Annotated in this window: 23 protein-coding genes; 15 read left to right on the top strand and 8 right to left on the bottom strand. The window is 74.0% G+C overall.

The features are described from left to right. Positions 1 to 111 precede the first annotated feature (111 nt). The 8 genes from D7223_RS06165 to D7223_RS06200 all read left to right on the top strand — a co-directional run bounded on the left by D7223_RS06165 (position 112) and on the right by D7223_RS06200 (position 9,091). Entirely contained in the window at positions 112 to 1,260 is a 1,149-nt protein-coding gene (locus D7223_RS06165) for an exonuclease SbcCD subunit D (protein ID WP_120725938.1), read from the top strand. Next, positions 1,260 to 3,734 carry an AAA family ATPase gene (locus D7223_RS06170; RefSeq protein ID WP_120725940.1) on the top strand — a complete coding sequence of 825 codons (2,475 nt, stop codon included), beginning with the start codon at positions 1,260 to 1,262 and terminating at the stop codon, positions 3,732 to 3,734. Before D7223_RS06165 ends, D7223_RS06170 begins: the two co-directional genes overlap by 1 nt. Beyond that, complete coding sequence (locus tag D7223_RS06175) at positions 3,731 to 4,681, top strand: hypothetical protein (RefSeq protein ID WP_120725942.1); 951 nt, start codon at positions 3,731 to 3,733, stop codon at positions 4,679 to 4,681. The genes D7223_RS06170 and D7223_RS06175 overlap by 4 nt, the downstream gene beginning before the upstream one ends. Next, the gene (locus tag D7223_RS06180; protein WP_120725944.1) at positions 4,681 to 5,538 is read left to right on the top strand and encodes a spermidine synthase; all 858 of its coding nucleotides are present in this window, start codon (positions 4,681 to 4,683) and stop codon (positions 5,536 to 5,538) included. The genes D7223_RS06175 and D7223_RS06180 overlap by 1 nt, the downstream gene beginning before the upstream one ends. An 83-nt stretch (positions 5,539 to 5,621) precedes the next feature. Beyond that, entirely contained in the window at positions 5,622 to 6,317 is a 696-nt protein-coding gene (locus D7223_RS06185; protein WP_120727022.1) for a sigma-70 family RNA polymerase sigma factor, read from the top strand. Then, entirely contained in the window at positions 6,314 to 7,102 is a 789-nt protein-coding gene (locus D7223_RS06190; RefSeq protein WP_120725946.1) for an anti-sigma factor family protein, read from the top strand. Before D7223_RS06185 ends, D7223_RS06190 begins: the two co-directional genes overlap by 4 nt. A gap of 203 nt (positions 7,103 to 7,305) precedes the next feature. Then, the gene (locus D7223_RS06195; RefSeq protein WP_120725948.1) at positions 7,306 to 7,956 is read left to right on the top strand and encodes a COG4315 family predicted lipoprotein; all 651 of its coding nucleotides are present in this window, start codon (positions 7,306 to 7,308) and stop codon (positions 7,954 to 7,956) included. Positions 7,957 to 8,170: 214 nt separating this feature from the next. Further along, positions 8,171 to 9,091: a DNA-3-methyladenine glycosylase family protein gene (locus D7223_RS06200; RefSeq protein WP_120725950.1), complete on the top strand. Its 921-nt coding sequence runs from the start codon at positions 8,171 to 8,173 to the stop codon at positions 9,089 to 9,091. Positions 9,092 to 9,120: 29 nt separating this feature from the next. Here the strand turns inward: D7223_RS06200 and D7223_RS06205 are convergent, their stop codons facing one another. Beyond that, complete coding sequence (locus tag D7223_RS06205; protein ID WP_238161688.1) at positions 9,121 to 9,654, bottom strand: DUF1990 family protein; 534 nt, start codon at positions 9,652 to 9,654, stop codon at positions 9,121 to 9,123. 58 nt (positions 9,655 to 9,712) lie between these two features. Between D7223_RS06205 and D7223_RS06210 the strand changes: the two genes are divergently transcribed. Then, a complete protein-coding gene (locus tag D7223_RS06210) occupies positions 9,713 to 10,207 on the top strand; it encodes a GNAT family N-acetyltransferase (protein WP_120725953.1) in 495 nt (164 codons plus the stop codon). Between the two features lie 12 nt (positions 10,208 to 10,219). Here the strand turns inward: D7223_RS06210 and D7223_RS06215 are convergent, their stop codons facing one another. Both D7223_RS06215 and D7223_RS06220 read right to left on the bottom strand, forming a co-directional pair. Next, entirely contained in the window at positions 10,220 to 10,642 is a 423-nt protein-coding gene (locus tag D7223_RS06215) for an SRPBCC family protein (protein WP_120725955.1), read from the bottom strand. Positions 10,643 to 10,773: 131 nt separating this feature from the next. After that, positions 10,774 to 10,986 carry a hypothetical protein gene (locus tag D7223_RS06220; RefSeq protein ID WP_120725957.1) on the bottom strand — a complete coding sequence of 71 codons (213 nt, stop codon included), beginning with the start codon at positions 10,984 to 10,986 and terminating at the stop codon, positions 10,774 to 10,776. Positions 10,987 to 11,122: 136 nt separating this feature from the next. On the opposite strand from D7223_RS06220, the gene D7223_RS06225 reads away from it, so the two are divergent. Further along, entirely contained in the window at positions 11,123 to 12,235 is a 1,113-nt protein-coding gene (locus D7223_RS06225) for an ATP-dependent DNA ligase (protein ID WP_120725959.1), read from the top strand. A 114-nt stretch (positions 12,236 to 12,349) separates the two neighbouring features. Then, a complete protein-coding gene (locus D7223_RS06230) occupies positions 12,350 to 13,933 on the top strand; it encodes an alpha/beta hydrolase (protein WP_120725961.1) in 1,584 nt (527 codons plus the stop codon). Here the strand turns inward: D7223_RS06230 and D7223_RS06235 are convergent. Next, complete coding sequence (locus tag D7223_RS06235) at positions 13,860 to 14,372, bottom strand: potassium channel family protein (RefSeq protein ID WP_120725963.1); 513 nt, start codon at positions 14,370 to 14,372, stop codon at positions 13,860 to 13,862. The genes D7223_RS06230 and D7223_RS06235 overlap by 74 nt on opposite strands. A 74-nt stretch (positions 14,373 to 14,446) precedes the next feature. Between D7223_RS06235 and D7223_RS06240 the strand changes: the two genes are divergently transcribed. After that, positions 14,447 to 14,899 (top strand): GNAT family N-acetyltransferase, encoded by a 453-nt coding sequence (locus D7223_RS06240; RefSeq protein ID WP_120727026.1) that lies wholly within the window; start codon positions 14,447 to 14,449, stop codon positions 14,897 to 14,899. 82 nt (positions 14,900 to 14,981) lie between these two features. Here D7223_RS06240 and D7223_RS06245 read toward each other — a convergent pair whose 3' ends face one another. Next, the gene (locus D7223_RS06245) at positions 14,982 to 15,407 is read right to left on the bottom strand and encodes a hypothetical protein (RefSeq protein ID WP_120725965.1); all 426 of its coding nucleotides are present in this window, start codon (positions 15,405 to 15,407) and stop codon (positions 14,982 to 14,984) included. A 137-nt stretch (positions 15,408 to 15,544) separates the two neighbouring features. On the opposite strand from D7223_RS06245, the gene D7223_RS06250 reads away from it, so the two are divergent. Both D7223_RS06250 and D7223_RS06255 read left to right on the top strand, forming a co-directional pair. Then, a complete protein-coding gene (locus tag D7223_RS06250; protein WP_120725967.1) occupies positions 15,545 to 16,141 on the top strand; it encodes a winged helix-turn-helix domain-containing protein in 597 nt (198 codons plus the stop codon). A 13-nt stretch (positions 16,142 to 16,154) separates the two neighbouring features. Then, positions 16,155 to 17,429, top strand: a complete 1,275-nt coding sequence (locus D7223_RS06255; RefSeq protein ID WP_120725970.1) for an MFS transporter — start codon at positions 16,155 to 16,157, stop codon at positions 17,427 to 17,429. A gap of 76 nt (positions 17,430 to 17,505) precedes the next feature. Here D7223_RS06255 and ligD read toward each other — a convergent pair whose 3' ends face one another. Then, positions 17,506 to 18,543, bottom strand: coding sequence for a non-homologous end-joining DNA ligase (ligD, locus tag D7223_RS06260; protein ID WP_120725972.1), 1,038 nt, complete (start codon positions 18,541 to 18,543; stop codon positions 17,506 to 17,508). Between the two features lie 47 nt (positions 18,544 to 18,590). On the opposite strand from ligD, the gene msrB reads away from it, so the two are divergent. Next, positions 18,591 to 19,001 carry a peptide-methionine (R)-S-oxide reductase MsrB gene (msrB, locus tag D7223_RS06265; RefSeq protein ID WP_120725974.1) on the top strand — a complete coding sequence of 137 codons (411 nt, stop codon included), beginning with the start codon at positions 18,591 to 18,593 and terminating at the stop codon, positions 18,999 to 19,001. Positions 19,002 to 19,039: 38 nt separating this feature from the next. On the opposite strand, the gene D7223_RS06270 is transcribed toward msrB, so the two are convergent. Continuing rightward, positions 19,040 to 19,591, bottom strand: a complete 552-nt coding sequence (locus tag D7223_RS06270; RefSeq protein ID WP_120725976.1) for a DUF305 domain-containing protein — start codon at positions 19,589 to 19,591, stop codon at positions 19,040 to 19,042. A gap of 67 nt (positions 19,592 to 19,658) precedes the next feature. Beyond that, a complete protein-coding gene (locus tag D7223_RS06275; protein ID WP_120725979.1) occupies positions 19,659 to 20,402 on the bottom strand; it encodes a lytic polysaccharide monooxygenase in 744 nt (247 codons plus the stop codon). Positions 20,403 to 20,471 lie beyond the last annotated feature (69 nt).

Raw genomic sequence — 20,471 nt, forward strand, 5'->3', positions numbered from 1 at the left:
GAGGAGCGCAGCGAAGCGGAGCCCCGCAGTCGCGAACGAAAGGCAGGCACCCGTGAGCGCGAGGAGCGCAGCGAAGCGGAGCCCCGCAGTCGCGAACGAAAGGCAGGCAGAGTGAAGATCCTGCACACCTCCGACTGGCACGTCGGCAAGGTCCTCAAGGGGCAGTCCCGGGCCGAGGAGCACAAGGCGGTCCTCGCCGGGGTGATCGAGATCGCCCGGCGGGAGGAGCCGGACCTGGTCATCGTCGCCGGTGACCTCTACGACACCGCCGCGCCGACCCCGGAGGCCACCCGGCTGGTCACCCGGGCGTTGACCGCGCTGCGTCGGACCGGCGCGGACGTGGTGGCCATCGGCGGCAACCACGACAACGGCCAGGCCCTCGACGCGTTGCGTCCGTGGGCCGACGCCGCCGGCATCACCCTGCGCGGGGGCGTCCGGGAGAACCCGGACGAGCACGTGATCGACGGCACCACCGCCGGCGGCGAGCGCTGGCGGCTGGCCGCGCTGCCGTTCCTGTCCCAGCGGTACGCGATCCGGGCCGTGGAGATGTACGAGCTGACCGCCGCCGAGGCCAACCAGACCTACGCCGACCACCTGGGTCGCGTGGTGGGGCGGTTGACCGAGGGCTTCACCGAACCGGACCGGGTGCACCTGGTGACGGCGCACGTGACCGTGGTGGGCGCGACCACCGGCGGCGGCGAGCGGGACGCGCACACCGTGCTCGGCTACGCGGTGCCGGCGACGGTCTTCCCGGGCAACGCGCACTACGTGGCCCTGGGACACCTGCACCGCTCGCAGCGGGTGCAGGGGCCGTGCCCGATCCGCTACAGCGGCAGCCCGCTCGCGGTCGACTTCGGGGAGCAGGAGAACGTCCCGTCGGTGACGCTGGTCGAGGTGACCGCCACGACGGCGGCCCAGATCCGGGAGGTGCCGGTGCCCGCGGCGGCGGCGCTGCGCACGGTCCGGGGCACCCTCGCGCAGCTCGCCGAGGTGCAGGCGCCGGACGCCTGGCTGCGGGTCTTCGTCCGCGAGCAGCCCCGCGCCGGCCTGCGCGAGGAGGTGCAGGAGCTGCTGCCCCGGGCGTTGGAGATCCGGATCGATCCGGAGCTGGCGCCCGCACCGGGCAGCGGCACCCGGGTGGCCCAGCGGGCCGGCCGTTCACCCCGGGAGTTGTTCGGCGACTACCTGGACAGCCGGGGGCACGACGACGACGGCGTCCGGGACCTCTTCGACGAGCTGTTCGAGGAGGTCGAGCACTGATGCGACCGATCCGGCTGGACCTGGCGGGCTTCACCGTCTTCCGCGACGAGACCACCGTCGACTTCACCGACGCGGACTTCTTCGCGCTGGTCGGCCCCACCGGCTCGGGCAAGTCGACGGTGCTGGACGCGATCTGCTTCGCGCTCTACGGCACGGTGCCGCGCTGGGGCGGGACGCGGGGGCTGGCCAACGCGCTCGCCCCGTCGAGCACCGAGGCCCGGGTACGGCTGGTCTTCGAGTCGGCGGGCGCGCGCTACGTGGCGACCCGGGTGGTGCGCCGTGACGGCCGGGGCAACGTGAAGACCGCCGGTGCCGGCCTCCAGCTGATGCCGGCCGGGTTCGACGTGACCAAGCTGGACACCGGGTTGAGCCCGGACGACCTGGGCGAGGTGGTCGCCGGCACGCCGGCCGAGATGGACGCGGCGGTGCTGGAGGCGGTCGGTCTGCCGTACGAGCAGTTCACCAGCTGCGTGGTGCTGCCGCAGGGGCAGTTCGCCGACTTCCTGCACGCCCGGCCGGCCACCCGGCAGCAGATCCTGGTCAACCTGCTCGGTCTCGGGGTCTACGAGGCGGTGCAGAAGAAGGCCACCGAGCGGGCCGGCACCGCGGAGGCGAAGCTGGAGGCGGTGGACCGGGTGCTCGCCGGGCTCGCCGACACCGACGACGCGGCGCTGGAGGCGGCGACCGCCCGGGTGGACCGGATGCGGGAGCTGGCCGAGGAGGTCGCCGCCGCCGTACCCGAGTGGGAGTCCGCCCGGTCCACCGCGCGCGACGCCGCGGCGGCGCTGGCCGCCCTGGACGCCGAGCTGGCGGTGCTGGGCGACGTGCGCGCGCCGACCGGGGTGGCCGAGGTGGCCTACGCGGTGACCGCCGCCCGCGCCGGCGCCGAGGAGGCCGCGTCGACGGTGACGCTGGCCGAGGAGCGGGAGGAGAAGCTGCGCGGCGAGTTGGCCGCGGCCGGCGACGAGAGCGCGTTGCGGCTGCTGCTGCGGGCGTACGCCGATCGGGAGAAGCTGGCCGACGAGGCCGGCGCGGTCCACGCGGCGGTGACCGTCGCGCAGGCCGAGCACGGCACGGCGGTGGCCGCGCTGGCCGACGCGCGGGCCGCCGCCGCCCGTGCGGCGACCGAGCTGGAGGCGGCGTTCCGGGCGCACGAGGAGGCCAAGGCCACCGACCGGGCGGTGGCCCTGCGGGCGCACCTGCGCGACGGCGACGCCTGCCCGGTCTGCGAGCAGACGATCGTGCGACTGCCGGCGGTGCCGCCCGACTCTGCGGTGGCCGCGGCGACGGCGGCCGGCCGGGTGGCGCGGGCCGCGACGGAGGCGGCCGAGGCGGCCGTCGCGGAGCGGGACGCGGCGGCGCGTGAGCTGGACCGGGTGCTGGTGCGGGCGCGGGCCCGCGCGGACCAGCTCGACTCACGGCTGGCCGAGCTGGACGCCCAGCTGGTCGGGGCGGCCGAGCCGGCGGTACTGCGCCGGGAGCTGGCCGAGCACGCCCGGCTGCGGGCGGCGCTGGAGGACTCGGCGGCGGCGGTGCGCGCCGGGCGCGACGCCGCCCGCCGGGCCCGGGCGGCGGTGGACGCCGCCGAGGAGCGGCTGCGCCGGGCCTGGCGGGCGTTCGACACGACCCGGGACGGGCTGGCGCGGTTCGGTCCGCCCGCCCCGGACCGGGAGGACGTGGCCGCCGCGTGGGCCGCGCTCACCGTCTGGGCCGACGCCGAGACGGAACGCCGCCGGGCGGAACGCGCGGCGCGGGCGGGCGCGGTGGCCGAGGCGGAGACGGCCAGCGCCGCGGTGCGCGAGCGCGTCGCGCGCGTCTTCGTCGCCGCCGGGCTGCCGGCCACCGACGATCCGGTACGCGACGCCGCCGTCGCCGTGGAGCGCGCCGAGGCCGACCTGCGCCGGCTGGTGGAGCGGCGGGACCAGGCCGCCGAGTTGCGGGGGCAGCGGGCGGTCCACGAGCGCGAGGCGCAGGTGGCCCGCGCCCTCGCCGGTCACCTGCGGGCCAACAACTTCGAGCGGTGGCTGCTCGCCGAGGCGCTGGACCTGCTCGTCGACGGCGCCTCGGCGATCCTGCGGGAACTCTCCGGCGACCAGTACGACCTGGTGCACGACAAGGGGGAGTTCTTCGTGGTCGACCACCACGACGCCGGGCTGCGCCGGGGGGTGCGCACGTTGAGCGGCGGCGAGACCTTCCAGGCGTCGCTGGCGCTGGCGCTGGCGTTGTCCGAGCAGTTGGCCGGCATGTCCACCACCGCCGCGAGCCTGGAGTCGATCGTGCTGGACGAGGGTTTCGGCACGCTGGACGCGTCCACGCTGGACACGGTGGCGGCCACCCTGGAGAACCTGGCCGCCCGGGGCGACCGGATGGTCGGCGTGGTCACCCACGTGCCGGCGCTGGCCGAGCGCATCCCGGTGCGGTTCGAGGTCCGCAAGGACGCCCGGTCCGCCCGGATCGAGCGGACGGGCCGTTGAGCAGGTTCTTCGTCGACGCGTGGGACCCGGCGTACGGCGCGTCGTTCGAGGCGGGGGGCGGCCCGGCGGCGCCGAGCAGCGCCCGGGTCGAGCCGGACCACGAGGTGCCCGCGGTGGACTGGCGGGCGATCGGCCCGCGGGCCGGCGTCCGGGCACCCGACGTGGTGCTGCTGGTCGACGGGGTGCGCCGGATCGACGCGAGCGTGTGGACGGCCGAGGAGGACGGCGGCTCCTACCCGGGCATCGCCGCGTCGTACGCCGCCGGGGTGGTGCGCTGCGACCTGCAACGCGGCGTCGCGCAGCTGGCCGGGACGAAGGTGGGCCGGGGGCTGTTCACCGCCAGCCCGTCCGCCGGCGACGTGGTCGCCGGCAGCGTCCGCTACCCGGTGCACCGGGTCGGTGGCACCGGCGAGCTGGCCAAGCTGCCCGCCGCCGTGCAGGGGCCGTTGACCGCGCTGGAGGTGGAGGTGTCCGGGGCGGAGCGGACCGACGGGGACCTGCTGGTGGTGGACGGGCCGCTGCGCAACCGCCGGCAGCTGCCCCGCACGTTGGGTTACATCAAGACCCAGCACAGCCAGTACCTGGACGCGCGACTGAACGCGGTGGTCACCGCCCTCGACCCGGGGCAGCGGTCCCCGGTGTTCCGGCTCGGCACCGCCTGGGGCGGCTGGTCCTGGTACGTGCGGCTGCCGGTGGCGCCGGGCGCGCCCTGGGCCGGCATCGTACGGGTGGAGTGCTCCGCCGAGCTGGACGTCACCGAGGCGGTCGCGTTGGCCGACCTGTCCCTGGTCACGCTCCCGCGGTTCGCGTCGAACCCGTACAAGGATCCCCGCGCGCCGCAGAACCTGGTGCCGATCGCCGGCCTGGAGCGGCGGCTGCGGGCGCTGCTCGGCGACGCGCGGCTGCTGCACCGGGTGTTGGCCGCCGCCGCCGGCCGGGCCCGCTGATGGGCCGCCGGCGGGCCGCCGACCGGGTGGTCGAGCAGGTCGACACCGGCCGGGCCGAGCTGGTGCCGGACCCGGACCGGCCGGGTTCGTGGACGCTGCTGCTCGACGGCACACCGCAGTCCCATGTGGACCTCACCGACCCGACCCACCTGGAGTTCGAGTACGTGCGCCGACTGGCCGCAGCGATCGACCTGGTGGCGCCGGCCGGGACGCCGCTGCGGCTGCTGCACCTGGGCGGCGGGGCGCTGACCCTGCCCCGCTACGTGGCGGCGACCCGACCCGGCTCCACCCAACGGGTGTGCGAGGTGGACGGCGCGCTCGTCGACCTGGTCCGCCGCGCGCTGCCGTGGCCGGCGGACGGCCGGCTGAAGGTACGCGTCGGCGACGCGCGGGAGGTGCTCACCGCCACCCGGGAGGCGAGCGTCGACGTGGTCGTCGCCGACGTGTTCGCCGGTGCGCGCACCCCGGCTCACCTGACCTCGGTCGAGTACGCCGCCGAGGTGGCCCGGGTGCTGCGGCCCGCCGGCTGGTACCTGGCCAACGTCGCCGACGGCCCGCCGCTGCGGCACGCCCGCGCCCAGGTGGCCACGGTCCGGACGGTACTGCCGCACGCGGCGCTGGTCGCCGACGCGGGGGTACTGCGCGGTCGCCGGTACGGCAACCTGGTGCTGGTCGCCGGGCACGCCGAACCGCCGGTGCCGGAGCTGACCCGCCGGGCCGCCGGGGACTGGTTTCCCGGCCGGGTGCTGGCCGGCGCGGAGCTGGACCGCTTCGCCGGGGGCGCCCGGGTGGTCCACGACGCCGACGCCACCGACTCCACCCCACCGCCTCCGGGGATTTTTTCCGCCGGGCGTTGATCCGTTCGCCGGTGGCTTCCGTACTCTCGGACGGCCACGCCCGTGGGGGGCCGGCCGAGGTGAACGGAAACCCGGAGGTCTGCATGCATGCGGTGGCGGCCGGCTGGCACGGGGACAGGGTTCGGCCGGGCTGGATGTCCGCCCGCTCCCAGTCCCGGCCGAGCGCGTCTGCTCGCGGGGTCGACTCCCGCCCGGACCCCGGCCAGAATGGGCCGGTGCCGCCCCGCCCCGCACCCGGACGCCACCAGGCGACGCCGCCCACCGAGGCCGGCCACTCCGACCAGTTGATCCGCCTGCTCTACGCCGAGCACGCCGGTCCGCTGCTGGCGTTCGTCATGCGGCTCACCGGGGGCCACCGACAACGCGCCGAGGACATCGTCCAGGAGACGCTGCTGCGGGCCTGGCGCAACGCGCACCGGTTGGGCGCGCAGGGTCAGGGGTCGCTGCGCCCCTGGTTGGTCACGGTGGCCCGACGGATCGCCATCGACGAGCACCGCAGCGAGCAGGCCCGGCCGGCCGAGACGTACGACCGGGACCTGACCGCCTTCGCGGAGGCGGACAGCACCGACCGGGTGTTGCGCACCATGACGGTGGCGGACGCCCTGCGGCAGCTCAGCCAGTCGCACCGGGAGATCCTGGTGGCGACGTACTTCCGGGGCCGGACGGTGCCGGAGGCGGCCGAGGAGTTGGGCCTCCCGCTCGGCACCGCGAAATCACGGGTCTACTACGCGCTGCGCGCCCTGCGCACGGCTCTGCAGGAGAGGGGGGTGACGGAATGAGCCGGGCAGACCACATGGACGTCGCCGCGTACGCGCTCGGTGTGCTGGACGAGCACGACACGGAACGATTCGAGGAACACCTGGCGACCTGCTGGGCGTGCGCCGCCGAGTTGGAGACGATGGTGCCCGTGGTGGGCATGCTCTCCGACATCGACGGCGAGACGATGACCGCGCTGGAGCAGACCCAGACGAACCCTGCCCTGCTGGACCGGACGCTGGTGTCGGTCCGCGCCCACCGGCGCCGGACCCGGTTCCGGCAGATGCTCGCCACGGCCGCCGCGGTGGTGGTCTTCGGCGGCCTGACCGGCGTCGGGTTCTCCACCATCACCGAGGACAGCCGTCCCGGCGTGCAGGCGCAGCCGAGCATCGGCGCGCCGTCCGGTCCGCCGGTCACGTCCCGCCCCGCCGACCCGGGTGATCCACCCATCGGCGGGCCCGGGTCACAGCCGGAAGGCGAGAAGATCAACGAAACCGACGCCACCACCGGTGTCGAGGCGACGTTCTTCGTCGCGTCGAAGGACTTCGGCACCGGCGTCAACTTCATCCTCGGGAAACTGCCGGGTCCGCGGGTCTGCCGGCTCGTCGTGGTGCGGAAGAACAACACCACCGAGATCATCTCCACCTGGTCGGTGCCGGGTGGCGGGTACGGCACCAACCAGAGCCCCGGCCTACTGACCCTGGGTGCCGCCACGTCGACCCCGACCAGCGAGATCAAGCACTTCCAGGTGCAGTCGGTGGACGCGAACGGGGTGGCCAGCCCGCTGGTGACGGTCAAGCCGGACTGATCCGTACGACATTCGATCGGCGTCGGCCAGAATGGCCGGCGCCGATCCGTCGTACCGTTTTCCGTTTCCTGCTCGTGCCCACCCACGCATTCGCGGACCGTTCGGTTCAACGCGTTCGCGTGAAATTGACCACTGTCATCGATTAATCCTTGACAGTGAACCTCCCGTATTACCCGGTGAACTGACACGAATGAGGAGGGCACGTGGCAAAGATGAAGCGGACCGTCGTCGTCGCGAGCGCGATGGTCGCACTCACGGCCTGCGCTCCCGCGGGTTACAGCGGGGCGGACTCGAGCGCGGCCGAGCCGGTCGCCGTCGCCGCGGCCGAGCCCACCGCGTCGGTGGAGGCCGAGGCGTCGCCGGAGGCCGACGTCTCGGCGGCGCCCGAGGCGTCCACGGCCGCTCCGGTGCCCGCCGACGTCGAGCTCACCGAGGAACTCAACGGCAAGAAGGTCGCCCGGATGGGCAGCGTGGTCACCGACCAGGACGGCTTCATCCTGTACCGCTTCGACAAGGACACCAACGACCCGCCGGCGTCGAACTGCGTGGACAAGTGCGCCGAGGTCTGGCCGCCGTCGCTCACCGACGGCAACCCGCAGCTCAACGGCGTCTCCGATGACAAGGTCGGCACCGTCACCCGGCAGGACGGCACCCGGCAGATCACCCTGGACGGCTGGCCGCTGTACCGCTACATCGGCGACAAGAAGCCCGGCCAGTGGAAGGGCCAGGGCGTCGGTGGCACCTGGTTCGTGGTCTCCCCGAACGGCAAGAAGAACCTGAGCTGCATGCCGACCGGCACCCCGAAGCCGGTCGCCCCGCCGTCCGACGACGAAGGCAGCTCCGACTCGTACTGACCGTTCGTCCCGGCCCGGTGGTCGGCGGCGGCCGGGAGGGCCCGCGGCCGACCACCGTCGGATCCGCCGGGTCGGCGTACCGGCAACGCCCCGCCCGGCCCGTGGCGCCGGCCCGTCTGACGGGTCGGCGCCGCGACCCGTGGTTGTTAACAAGGGCCCCCGGTACCACGCCAGGCGTTAACCGGGGGCCCCTCCTTGCACCTAGCATGGCGGGGTGACCGTGACCGAACCCGCCGCCCGCCGGGTGCTGCGCCCGCCCGCCGGCTACCGGCTGGGCCCGACGGTGCGGTCGCTGACCTTCAGCCCGTACGACCCGTGCGCCCGGATCGCCGCCGGAACCTTCTGGTGGGCGACCCGCACCCCGGCCGGGCCGGCCACGCTGGCGTTGCGCGCGTCCGCCGGTGACCTGCTCGCCGAGGGGTACGGGCCGGGCGCCGACTGGGTGGTGGACTCCGCCGACGCGATCGCCGGCCTGCGTGACGACCTGACCGGGTTCGCCGAGCTGGCCGCCGCGCATCCCCTGGTCGCGGAGCTGGCCCGGCGGCACCACGGGATGCGGATGCCGGCCACCGGCCAGGTGTTCCGGAGCCTGCTGCGGGCGGTCTTCGAGCAGAAGGTCACCGGCAAGGAGGCCTACCGGGCGTACGCGGCCACCGTCCGGCACTTCCGCGCGGCGGCACCCGGCCCGTTGCAGCCGTTGCTGCTGCCGCCGGAGGCGGCGGCGGTGGCCGGCACGCCGTACTGGGTCTTCCATCCGTTCGGGGTGGAGCAGCGCCGGGCGGACACGCTGCGCCGGGTCGCCGCCGTCGCCGACCGGTTGGAGCGGTGCGCCGACTCCACCGAGGCGACCCGCCGGCTGACCTCGATCGCCGGCATCGGCCCGTGGACGGCTGCCGAGGTGGTCCGGGTCGCGTACGGCGATCCGGACGCGGTCAGCGTGGGCGACTACCACGTGCCGAACACGGTGGCCTGGGCCCTCGCCGGTGAGGCGCGCGGTGACGACGCCCGGATGCTGGACCTGCTGGAGCCGTTCCGGGGGCACCGGGGCCGGGTCTGCGGGCTGCTGGCGGCCGCCGGGATCCAGGCGCCGAAGTTCGGTCCCCGGGCGCCGATCCGCTCCTTCGCCCGGTTCTGACCGGCCGCGGCGCCCCGGGCCCGCCGGGGTCAGCGCGGTCGGGCGCAGAGCCGCCGCAGGGTCCGTCCCAGCCACCAGGCGTACGCCCGCTGGAAGGCCCTTCCGGCCGGCCCGGCGGCGCGCATCATCCAGCGGTCGGGGCGGCTGAACGCGCGGACCTCGAACCAGACCTCGCCGGACGGCTCCCGGGTGACGACGAACGCCTCCTCGCCGCGCGCCGGGTGGCCGGGCAGCGTGCCGTAGCCGAACCCGGCCCCGGTGGCGTCGTCGACGGCCCACACCACCTGGCAGGGCGCGGGCAGCCGCAGCGGGCCGACGCCGAGCCGGGCGACCACCCGTACGCCGGGCGCGGCCCGGTCGGCGGTGGCGTCGATGCCGATGCCGGCGGCCCGGTGCAGCCGCCAGGTGAGCACGGCCTGGCCGGCCGCCTCGAACGCGCCGTCGGGCAGGCGGACCCGGTGTCGCACGTGCCGCCAGCCGGCCGGCAGGTCCCCGGCGCGGGTGGCGCCGACGTGCGGGTAGGTCAGGTCCGGCACTCCGGCCCCCTTCGGATCGACGATCACCGTCCAGCCTACGGGCGGGGGCGGCGGGTCGCCGGGTGCCTGTGGTTGGCTGAGCCACGTGACGACCCCTCCGTTGATCGCGCCGGCCACCCTTCGGGACGCCGGGGAGATCCTCACCGTGCAGCGCGCGGCCTACCTCACCGAGGCACAGCGGTACGGCGACCCGTTCCTGCCGCCACTGACCGAGACGTTGGAGGAGGTCCGAGCGGTGCTGGCCGGGGCGCGCACGGTGCTGACCGCCCGGATCGGTCCCCGGCTGGTCGGCTCGGTGCGGGCCCACGTGGAGGCCGGTGTCGCGCACGTCGGCCGCCTCGCCGTCGCACCGGACCAGCAGGGCCGTGGCATCGGTGGGCGGCTGCTGCGCGCGATCGAGGCGATGCACGCCGCCCGGGCGGACCGGTTCGCGCTGTTCACCGGTGCGGGCAGTGACCAGAACCTCCGGCTCTACCAGCGGCACGGCTACCGGTTGGTCGGGCACCGGGACGACCCGAACGGCGTCCGGCTGGCGCTGCTGGAGAAGCCGTCGGTCAGCGCCGTCCGCTCCGGTGCCTGACCCGCGCGGTCCTCAGCCCTGTTCGCAGCGTCGGCGCAGGCCGTCCAGTTCCTGCCGCAGGTAGCGGCGCACCAGGTCGCCGTAGAGCCAGCCGACCGGTCCGGCGAGCGGGCCGGCCTGGTCGATCGCCAGCTCCACCCGGGTGCGCCCGTCCGGCAGCGGCACCACCCGGTGCTCGCCCCGACTGCGTACCCCGGGCGCGGTGGAGACCCAGGTGAAGGAGCGGCCGTCGGTCAGCTCGGTGACCCGCCACCGGGCCGGACGCAGTTTCGGCTGCTCGACCAGCGCGGTCGCGCCGACCGTGAGGGGGCCCGGTTCGGGTCGGTGCACCCGGCGCACCGAGGGCGTCCAGTCCGGCCACCCTTCGACGTCCACGAGCACCGCCCAGACCCGGGCGGGGTCGGCGTCGACCTCGGTGTCGGCCTCGAACCGCATGCTTCCTCCCGTGTGGTCCGGCGACGCCGAGGTGGCGCCGCCGGCGTACCGACGAGGTTGCCGTCCGGATCGTGACGACGGCATCCGCCGTCCGGGCGGTCCGGCCCCCGCGCGGGTCGGGCGGGTGCCGGTCAGGCGGCCTCGCGCAGGTCGGCCAGCTCCAGCGGGGTACGCGTGCGCAGCAGTTCGGCCAGCTCGGCGACCGAGCCGACCTCGCCGAGCACGTTCTTGCCGCCGCCGTGCGCCCGGGGGTAGCGGTGTACCAGCCGGTAGCGGTGGCGTCCCCGGATCAGCTCGACGCTCACCCGCCACCGCCCGCAGCACCCGCAGACCCACTCCGACACCCCGTGAAAGTAGCTCTGACCTGCTGTTATTCGATCCGGACCGGGAGCACCAGGCGGGACACCGCGGGACACCGCGCCCGGCGGGTCGACGTGATCCGCCTCACGTCTGTCGGTGCCGTCTGATTGACTGGTCGCCGTGGAGCTGCCGATCAACCCCCCGGTCGAGCCGATGCTGGCCAAGAGCGTGCCGAAGGTCCCCACCGCCCCGGGGATGACCTACGAGCCGAAGTGGGACGGCTTCCGGTGCATCGTGTTCCGCGACGGCGACTCCGTCGAGCTGGCCAGCCGGGGCGGCAAGCTGATGACGCGCTACTTCCCCGAGGTGGTCGAGCAGGCCCGACGCCAGCTTCCGGAGCGCTGCGCGGTCGACGGCGAGCTGATCGTGATCCGCCGGGACTCCCCGGACGGCCAGCCCCGGCTCGACTTCGAGCTGCTCGCCCAGCGCATCCACCCGGCCGCCTCCCGGGTGAAGCTGCTGGCCGAGACGACCCCGGCCGACTTCGTCGCCTTCGACCTGCTGGCCCTCGGCGACGAGGCGCTGCTGGAGCTGCCCTACCCGCAGCGGCGGGCCCGGTTGGAGGCGGCCCTGGCCGGGGTGCGCCCACCGGTGCACGTCACCCAGGTCACCACCGACCCGGAGACCGCGCACCGCTGGTTCGACGTCTTCGAGGGCGCCGGCCTGGACGGTCTCATCGCCAAGCCCGCCGACCTGCCCTACGAGCCGGGCAAGCGGCTGATGTTCAAGGTCAAGCACGCCCGCACCGCCGACGTGGTGGTGGCCGGCTTCCGGTGGCACAAGTCCGGCCCGGTGGTCGGCTCGCTGCTGCTCGGTCTCTACGACGACGGCGGGGTGCTGCACCACGTCGGGGTCAGCGCGTCGTTCACCATGGCTCGACGGGCGGAGCTGCTGGAGGAGCTGGCCCCCTACCGGGACCTCGCCGGGGAGCACCCGTGGGTGCACGGCGACCACGAGCGCGGCCAGCGCATCCCGGGCGGGGTCAGCCGGTGGACCGGCACGAAGAACCTGGAATGGGAGCCGCTGCGTCCCGAGCTGGTGGTCGAGGTGGGCTACGACGCGATGGAGGGCGAGCGGTTCCGGCACACCGCCCGCTTCGTCCGGTGGCGGCCCGACCGTGATCCCCGCTCCTGCCGCTACGACCAGCTCGACCGCCCGGTCCGGTTCGACGTGGACCAGGTGCTGCGCGGCGACCCGACGGTGACCGTGGGGTCGCCGGCCGGCTCCGCTTGACGTCGGGACACCGACCGGACCGCTTGACGTCGGGACACCGACCGGACCGCTTGACGTCGGGACACCGACCGGACCGCGTAGCCTGGCGCTCGACCCGACCAGGGAGGCTTGCCCGTGACCCGCACCATCGACCGGCTCCGCCGCTTCCGCCCCGCCCTCGCCGTGCTGACCGCCGCCGCGCTGCTCACCGCCGGCTGCACGCTGCCGGCGTTCGCGCCGAGCGGCGACGTCGACGCCGAGGCCGCCGCGCCGGGCTCCGCGCCGACCTGGCGGGCCTGCCCGGAGGTGCCGCAGGAACTGGTCGGGCGCAGCGCACCGGACATGCGCTACGAGTGCGCCCGGATCGAGGTGCCACGCGACTGGGGCACCGGCACCGGCGCCACCGCCGGTCCGGGCGCCGGCGAGACCTTCGAGATCGCCCTGCTGCGGGCGCGCTCGACCAAGCAGCGCGACCGGATCGGGTCGTTGGTCATCAACCCGGGTGGCCCCGGTGGGTCGGGCGTGGACACCGCGGTCTACCTGTCCTTCGGTCCGACGTTCGGCGGGCTGCCCGCCTCGATCACCGAACGTTTCGACATCGTCGGCTTCGACCCGCGCGGGGTGGCCCGGTCCAGCCCGGTGAAGTGCATCCCGGACGCCGACCTCGACGCGAGCTTCGGCTACGACCCCGACCCGGAGAGCCAGCAGTCGTTCGACGGGTTCGTCGCGCTGGCCCAGCGGATCGGTCGCGGCTGCGGCGACAAGTACGGCGACCAACTCCCGCTCTACGCCACCGAGCAGGCCGCCCGGGACATGGACGCGGTGCGGGCCGCGGTCGGCGACGACAAGCTCACCTACCTCGGCTACTCGTACGGCACGTTGCTCGGCGCCACCTACGCGCAGCTCTACCCGCAGCGGGTGCGGGCGCTGGTGCTGGACGGCGCGGTCGACCCGCGGCAGGGTCTCGTCGCCTCCTCGGAGAGCCAGGCGAAGGGCTTCGAGCGGGCGTTCACCAACTTCACCCGGTGGTGCGCGGCCAACGCCGGTCGCTGCCCGATCGCACCGGACGCCCGGGCGGCGGTGACGTCGGCGATCGACAAGGCCCGGGTGTCCCCGGTCAAGGGCGACGACGGGCGGGAGGCCACCCCGGGCTGGGTCTTCTACGCGGTGATCTCCTCCCTCTACACCGAGTCGGGGTGGCAGGAACTGGGCCAGGCCATCGACCAACTGGAGGGCGGCGACGCGACCGAGGTGTTCCGCCTCGCCGACGCGTACGCCGGGCGCGAGCCGGACGGCAGCTACTCGAACCTCTTCGACGCCAATCTCGCGGTGAACTGCGCCGACGAGGAGGAGAAGCCCAGCCGGGAGCAGATCCGCCAGCTCCAGTCACGGTGGCGCACGGCGTACCCGCTGTTCGGTCCCGCGCTGGCCGTGGGCATGCTGTCCTGCACCGAGTGGCCGGGCGGGCGGGACCCGTACCCGACCGGGCGGGCCGACGGGGCACCGCCGATCCTCGTGGTCGGCACCACCGGCGACCCGGCCACGCCCTACGAGCAGACCCCCGCCCTGGCCGACATGCTCGGGGTGGGCCGGGTGCTCACCTGGGACGGCGAGGGGCACACCGCCTACCCGCAGACGCCCTGCATCACGTCAGCGGTCGACGCCTACCTGATCGGGTTGACCGTTCCCAGAGCGGGGCTGCGCTGCCCGGCCCGCTGACCGGGGGCTCCGGCGGCAGCTCCGGCAGCTCGATGTCGTTGCGCCGGGCGATCTCCTCCAGCAGGGCCCGCATCCGGCGGACGTCGGCCTTCAGCTGTTCCTGCTCCTCGTGCTCGAAGGCGTCGTCGTCGACGATGAGCCGGCTGGCGAAGTGCGCGGTGATCAGCGGGATGACCAGCAGCACCATGGTCGAGATGAGCAGCGCGGCCAGCGTCCGGCCGGCCCAGGTGGTCGGCGAGATGTCGCCGTAGCCGACCGTGGACGCGGTCACCACCGCCCACCACACCGCGTCCGCGGGGCTGCGGTTCTCCACCTGGCCGTAGATGATGCCGGCCACGACGATCATCAACAGGTACGACATGATCAGGGTGCGCGGCGAGTTCGCGAACCACACCAGCCCCCGGTAGATCCACCGGAACGGCCGCAGCAGGAGGTCCATGGGGCCCCATGCTGCCCGGTGACCGCAACCGCCGCCCGGACATCCGCCGGTGTCGCTGTGCCAGGCTCACGGTCATGAGCGATGTGATCTTCCGGACGGCGGTCCGGGCCGACCTGCCCGCCGTGCTCGACCTGCTGGCCGACGACGCGCTGGGGCGCAGCCGAGACGTCGGCGAGGTCGACGACGGGTACGAGAGGGCGTTCGCCGACATCACCGCCGACCCGCGCAACCACCTGGTGGTGGCCGACGCCGACGGTGAGGTGGTCGGGTGCATGCAGCTGACGTACATCCCGGGGTTGAGCCGGCACGGCGCCGAGCGGCAGTTGATCGAGGCGGTCCGGGTCCGGTCCGACCAGCGCGGTCGGGGGCTGGGCCGGGAGATGATCGGGTGGGCGGTCGACCGGGCCCGGGAGCGGGGCTGCCGGCTGGTGCAGCTGACCACCGACAAGTCCCGCCTCGACGCGCACCGTTTCTATCTCGGCCTGGGCTTCGTCGCCAGCCACGAGGGCATGAAACTCGCCCTGTAACTCGAATCCCCGCCCAACCCCGGCCAGCCACTGCCGATCATGAGGTTGACGGGCGGATTGAAGATCAACGCACCCTTCAACCTCATGATCGACGCGGGGTTGGGGTGGGTGGGCGTTCCCAGTGCAGGCCGGTGGCCTCGACGGCGGCGGCCAGCCGTTCGGCGAAGCGGTCGACGCTGCCGTCCAGCGCGGCGAGGTCGGCCGGGCCGAGCAACGACACCGGGCCGTCGTCGGTCACCGCCAGCACGCACGGCGTACGCCCCTCGCTGGCCGCGCGGATCTCCGGGCTGCGCTCGTTGAGGTGCACCAGGTCGACCGGTACGCCCAGTTCGGGAACGAGGTGCCGCCACTCGCGCTTGCGGCCGAGCGCGCCGTGGGTGATGTCGCACAGCGCGCACTCGGCGGTGCCCCGGACCTTGCCGACGACGTACGCCAGCTCGCCCCGCAGGCCGCCGTCGGCGTGGTAGACGCCGACCAGTCGCCGGATCACGCCGCTCTGGGAGGTCATGGTGGCCAGTGTGCCCGGCTCCGAACCCGTTGCCGAACCCGCGGGCCGAGGGCGACCGGCTCGGACAAGGTGCCGCTACCTGGATGTCGAACGGGCGGCGATTGCTAGAGATATCTTTCTAAAGTAATCTCTAGCATGTGACCGAAGAGGCACCTGAGCGTTCGACGAAGCTCACCGACCCACGCACCCTGCGGGCGTACGCGCATCCGCTGCGAATGCGACTGATCGGCCTGCTGCGCAGCGACGGCCCGATGACCGCGACCCAGGCCGCAGCCCGGCTCGACGACAACGTGCCGAACTGCTCGTTCCACCTGCGCCAGCTCGCCAAGTACGGGTTTGCCGAACGCGTCCCCGGGGCCGACGCGCGGGAACGACCCTGGCGGGCCACCACCCAATACACGTCCTGGGACGACGACTCCGACGACCCCGCCATGAAGGCCGCCACAGACCAGCTCAACAGCGTGATGCTCACTCTCTTCGTGCAACGCGCGCAGGACTACCTCGCGGTCCGCGGCGACGAGCCGGTCGAATGGCGGGCCGCCGCGGGATTCGGTGACGCGCTGCTGCACGTCACCGCCACCGAGCTGCGCGAGCTCACCGAGGAGGTCGACGCCCTGCTGGCCCGGTACGACGAACGGATCACCGACCCGGCGAGACGACCGCCCGGGTCTCGCCCGGTGCAGATCATCCAGATGGCGGTGCCGCGTGGGCCCGTACCCCCTGAGGATCAGTGAGCGGAGACGGACCGTGACTGAACCCCTCGTCCTGGCCCATCCGGCACCGCCGCGCCGGCCGCGCATCCCGCGACTGCTGCAGCAGACGGCCTTCCGCCGCTACTGGTCCGCGCAGACCGTCTCGCTCTTCGGCGACCAGATCACCGTGCTCGCCGTGCCGCTGCTGGCCGTGCTCGCGATCGGCGCCGGGCCCGCCGAGATGGGCTACCTGACAGCCACCGCGCTGCTACCGAATCTGCTCTTCTCCCTGCCGGCCGGCGCCTGGGTGGACCGGTACCCGCACCGACGCCACGTGATGATCGTCGCCGATCTCGGCCGGGCGGGCCTTCTGCTGGCCGTGCCGCTGCTGTGGTGGGCGGATGCGCTGACCTTGCCGCTGCTCTGTGTCGTGGCCTTCCTGATCGGGACTCTGTCGGTGTTCTTCGAGGTGGCGCACAGCAGTCTGTTCGCCGCCCTGGTCCGGCGACCCGACTACGTGGACGCCAGTAGTCTGATCAACGGCAGCAGAGCCATGTCGTACGTGGCCGGCCCGAGCATCGGCGGCGTACTCGTACAGGTGCTCACCGCCCCGGTCGCACTGGTCGCCGACGTGCTCACCTACCTGACGTCGGCTGTCTTCCTGGCCCGGACGAGGGTCACCGAGCGTCCCGTACAGACCGGCCCCGGCCTGGGCATGGCTGCCGGCGTACGGTACGTGGCCCACTCTGCGGTGCTACGGGCGATCCTGCTCGGAACCACCACGCTCAACCTGTTCAACTACATGTTCGCCGCGCTCTTCGTGCTGTACGTGACCACCGAGCTGGACGTCTCCCCCGGCCTGTTGGGACTGATCATCGGGGCCGGCGCGTTGGGCGGACTGCTCGGCGCAGCCGTCACCGGCCCGATCAGTCGCCGGATCGGGATCGGTCCCGCGGTGATCCTTGGCCTCGTCGTCTTCCCGGCCCCACTGATCCTCGTGCCGCTGGCCGGTGGGCCGCGGCCGCTGGTGCTCGGGCTGCTGATCACCGCCGAGTTCGTCTCCGCGCTGGGCGTCATGGTCCTCGACATCGCCGCCGGATCGGTGCAGATCGCGGCCACACCGGAGACGATGCTCGCCCTGGTCTCAGGTTTCAAACGCACCGTCAACTACGGCATCCGGCCCGTCGGCGCCCTGATCGGCGGGGCGCTCGGCGCCGCGATCGGGGTACGGCCCGCCCTCTGGATCGCCACCCTCGGTGCCCTGCTCGGGGTGCTCTGGGTTCTCTTCTCCCCGCTGAGCACCATGCGTCAACTACCGGAGGAGTGCTGACCTGCCGCGGCGAGCTCGATCGGCCGCAGGACGTCGGGGTCGTGCCTGGCGTGGTGCTCGCCGACGGGTTCGCCGCTCAGTCGGTGGTTCCCCTGTTCAGGTCTCGATCTCGGGACGGCTGCACCCGCTTGGGCTCGCCGGGCATTTTCGGGTGGTCCGGCGGGTACGGCAGGTCGCCCTGTCCGGCGGCGGCGTCCCGGTCGGCCCACTCCAGCAGCGGGGTGATGTCCCACCCGGTGTCGTCGATGCCGGCGTGCGGGTCGCCGCGCTCGGCCAGCCGGGCCGGGACGCTGCGCAGGTCGAAGTCGTCCGGGTCGACGTCGGGCAGCTCGTCCCAGGTGACCGGGGTGGACACGGTGGCTCGGGCGTTGGCGCGCAGCGAGTAGGCGCAGGCGATCGTCCGGTCCCGGGCCATCTGGTTGTAGTCGACGAAGACCCGGCTGCCGCGCTCCTCCTTCCACCAGGCGGTGGTGACCAGCTCGGGCCGGCGTCGCTCCAGCTCCCGGGCCAGCGCGATGGTGGCCCGGCGGACCTCGGTGAACGTCCACCGGGGCGCGATGCGCAGGTAGACGTGGACACCCCGCCCGCCGGAGGTCTTGGGCCAGCCCGGCACGCCCAGCTCGTCGAGGATGCCGCGCAGCTCGGTCGCGGCGGTGGCGGCGTCGGCGAAGTCGGTGCCGGGCTGCGGGTCGAGGTCGACCCGCAGCTCGTCGGGCTGGTCGGCGTCGGCGGCACGCACCGGCCACGGGTGGAACACGACGGTGCCCATCTGCGCCGCCCAGGCCACGTGGGCCAGGTCGGTCGGGCAAAGCTCGTCGGCCGGCCGGCCGCTGGGGAAGGTGATCCGCGCGGTGTCGATCCACGGCGGCACCCCTCGGCTGGGCACCCGCTTCTGGTAGAACGCCTCCCCCTCGATCCCGTCCGGGAAGCGCTGGAGGGTGGTGGGCCGGTCGCGCAGGGCGCGCATGATCCCGTCCTCCACCGCCAGGTAGTAGTGGAAGACGTCGGCCTTCGTGTAGCCGCGCGCCGGAAAGATCACCCGATCGGGACTGGTCAACCGGACCGGGTGTCCGGCCACCTCGATCTCCTCGGCCGCGCTCTTCGTGCCACCCATTGCGCGACCATATGCGACGGGTGCGACGTCCGACGTACCGTTGGGGGGTGAGTCTTGACGACAGCGAACTGCCCCGCACCGAGGAAGAGTGGCGGGTCCGGCTCAGCCCCGAGGAGTTCCGGGTGCTGCGCGAGGCCGGCACCGAGCGCCCGTGGACCGGCGAGTACGTGGAGACCAAGACACCCGGGGTCTACCACTGCCGGGCCTGTGGCCTGGAGCTGTTCTCCAGCGACACGAAGTTCGACTCGCACTGCGGGTGGCCGAGCTTCGACGACGCCATCCCGGGTCGGGTCAAGGAGATCGAAGACCGCAGCCTCGGGATGAGCCGCACCGAGATCCGCTGCGCCCGGTGCGACAGCCACCTGGGGCACGTCTTCCACGGCGAGGGCTTCACCCCGAAGGACACCCGGCACTGCGTCAACTCGGTCTCCATCCGGCTGGAGCCACGCGCCGCCTGACCGGGTTCGACCGGCTGTGGCCGACCCGGGGGGCGCGGTCACCGGGCGGCCGGCAGGGTCGCGATCAGGTCGACCTGGGCGTCCCGGGACCGGGCCACCCGTTCGGCCAGCTCCCGCACGGGCGCGCTGCCCCCGACGGCGAGGTGGGCCCGGGCGAGGTCCGCCGCCGCCCGCTGGTGCGCGGTCAGCAGCGTACCGAGGGTGGGGTCGACCTCGGCGGGCCCGGCCCGGCGCAGCCGCTCCAGGTCGTCGGCGTCGGCGTGCCCGGCGTGGTCGTGCCGGCCCCCGGCGGTGGGCCGGCCGGCATCGCGCAGCCAGGTGCGCGCGGTGCGCAGCTCGTCGGTCTCGGTGGCCTCGACGGCCGCGACGAGCGTCCGGAGCTGCGGATCGGTGACCCGGCCGGCGACCGCGCGGGTCAGCTCCAGGGTGCGCTCGCTGTGCGCCACGAACGCCTGGAGGAACGGCGCGTCGACCCCTTGGAGACCGACCGGGGTCGCGGCGGGGGTGGGCCCGGGGTCACCGTCGCCGCCGGCGCAACCGGCGGCGAAGAGCAGGACGACGAGCAGGACGTACGCGACACGGCGGGTCATCGGCGAGCCTCCGATCGGCGGTCGGCGGGTGCGGCGCGCTCTGGGTACGGGCCGCACCCTCCTGCGGTCAGACCTGGGTCCAGAGCGCCGGGGTGTACGGCGGCTCCCACCCGGCGATCGCGGTGTGCGCCTGGCGGCACCGGTAGCTCGACCCGCCGAAGGTGACCTGGTCACCGACCTGGTAGGCGCGGCCCGCCGTCCACGTGCCACCCGGGGCGGGTGGCGGCGCGGTGGTGGGTGCGGCGGTCGGCGTCGGGCTGGGGCTGCTCGGTGGCGGGGTGGTCGGCGCGGGGCCGCCGCCACCGCCGACCTGGAGGTCCACGCAGGAGTAGAAGGCGTTGCCGGTGTCGGCGATGTTCCACACCGCGAGGACCTTCTGCCGGCCGGCGTACCCGCCGAGGTTCACCGTGTGCGACACGGACGCACCCGGCTGCTGGCCCCCGCCGTTGAACACCGCGACCCGGGTGTTGCCGATGAAGTACTCCCAGTTGCTGGTGGCGTGGCGGGCGGTGTTGGTCCAGGTGAAGGTGACCGAGCTGCCGACGCTGGTGGCGGGCCAGCCGCGGCTGTCGTCGTTGAGGACGGCGAAGTGGCTGATGCCGGCGTGGCAGCTGCGCAGGCCCTTGGGGCCTTCGACGCTCTGCGGTTCCCATCTGATCTGGCCGCAGTCGGCGACCCGGCCCTGCGCGCAGAGGGCCTGCCGGCTGGGCGGGCCGGACACGTACCCGTGGGCCTGGGCGGGTGCGGCGACCGCGAGTGAGGCGAGGACCGCGCCCGTCGCGAGCAGCGGGAGGGTCATTCTTCGACGCATGGTGGCAACTCCTTCGCACGTGGTGCTGCAGGGATGACTACCACCAAGTTAATTTAAACCTTGTTAACA

The organism is Micromonospora endolithica, assembly GCF_003626595.1.
Taxonomy (GTDB): domain Bacteria; phylum Actinomycetota; class Actinomycetes; order Mycobacteriales; family Micromonosporaceae; genus Micromonospora; species Micromonospora endolithica.

What these genes read in the sequence shown, in the direction of transcription:
- D7223_RS06170 (WP_120725940.1), top strand. Translation starts at nt 1,260, where the DNA reads ATGCGACCGATCCGGCTGGACCTGGCGGGCTTCACCGTCTTCCGCGAC.
- D7223_RS06180 (WP_120725944.1), top strand. Translation starts at nt 4,681, where the DNA reads ATGGGCCGCCGGCGGGCCGCCGACCGGGTGGTCGAGCAGGTCGACACC.
- D7223_RS06185 (WP_120727022.1), top strand. Translation starts at nt 5,622, where the DNA reads ATGCATGCGGTGGCGGCCGGCTGGCACGGGGACAGGGTTCGGCCGGGC.
- D7223_RS06190 (WP_120725946.1), top strand. Translation starts at nt 6,314, where the DNA reads ATGAGCCGGGCAGACCACATGGACGTCGCCGCGTACGCGCTCGGTGTG.
- D7223_RS06215 (WP_120725955.1), bottom strand. Translation starts at nt 10,642, where the DNA reads ATGCGGTTCGAGGCCGACACCGAGGTCGACGCCGACCCCGCCCGGGTC.
- D7223_RS06235 (WP_120725963.1), bottom strand. Translation starts at nt 14,372, where the DNA reads ATGGACCTCCTGCTGCGGCCGTTCCGGTGGATCTACCGGGGGCTGGTG.
- D7223_RS06240 (WP_120727026.1), top strand. Translation starts at nt 14,447, where the DNA reads ATGAGCGATGTGATCTTCCGGACGGCGGTCCGGGCCGACCTGCCCGCC.
- D7223_RS06245 (WP_120725965.1), bottom strand. Translation starts at nt 15,407, where the DNA reads ATGACCTCCCAGAGCGGCGTGATCCGGCGACTGGTCGGCGTCTACCAC.
- ligD (WP_120725972.1), bottom strand. Translation starts at nt 18,543, where the DNA reads ATGGGTGGCACGAAGAGCGCGGCCGAGGAGATCGAGGTGGCCGGACAC.
- D7223_RS06270 (WP_120725976.1), bottom strand. Translation starts at nt 19,591, where the DNA reads ATGACCCGCCGTGTCGCGTACGTCCTGCTCGTCGTCCTGCTCTTCGCC.
- D7223_RS06275 (WP_120725979.1), bottom strand. Translation starts at nt 20,402, where the DNA reads ATGCGTCGAAGAATGACCCTCCCGCTGCTCGCGACGGGCGCGGTCCTC.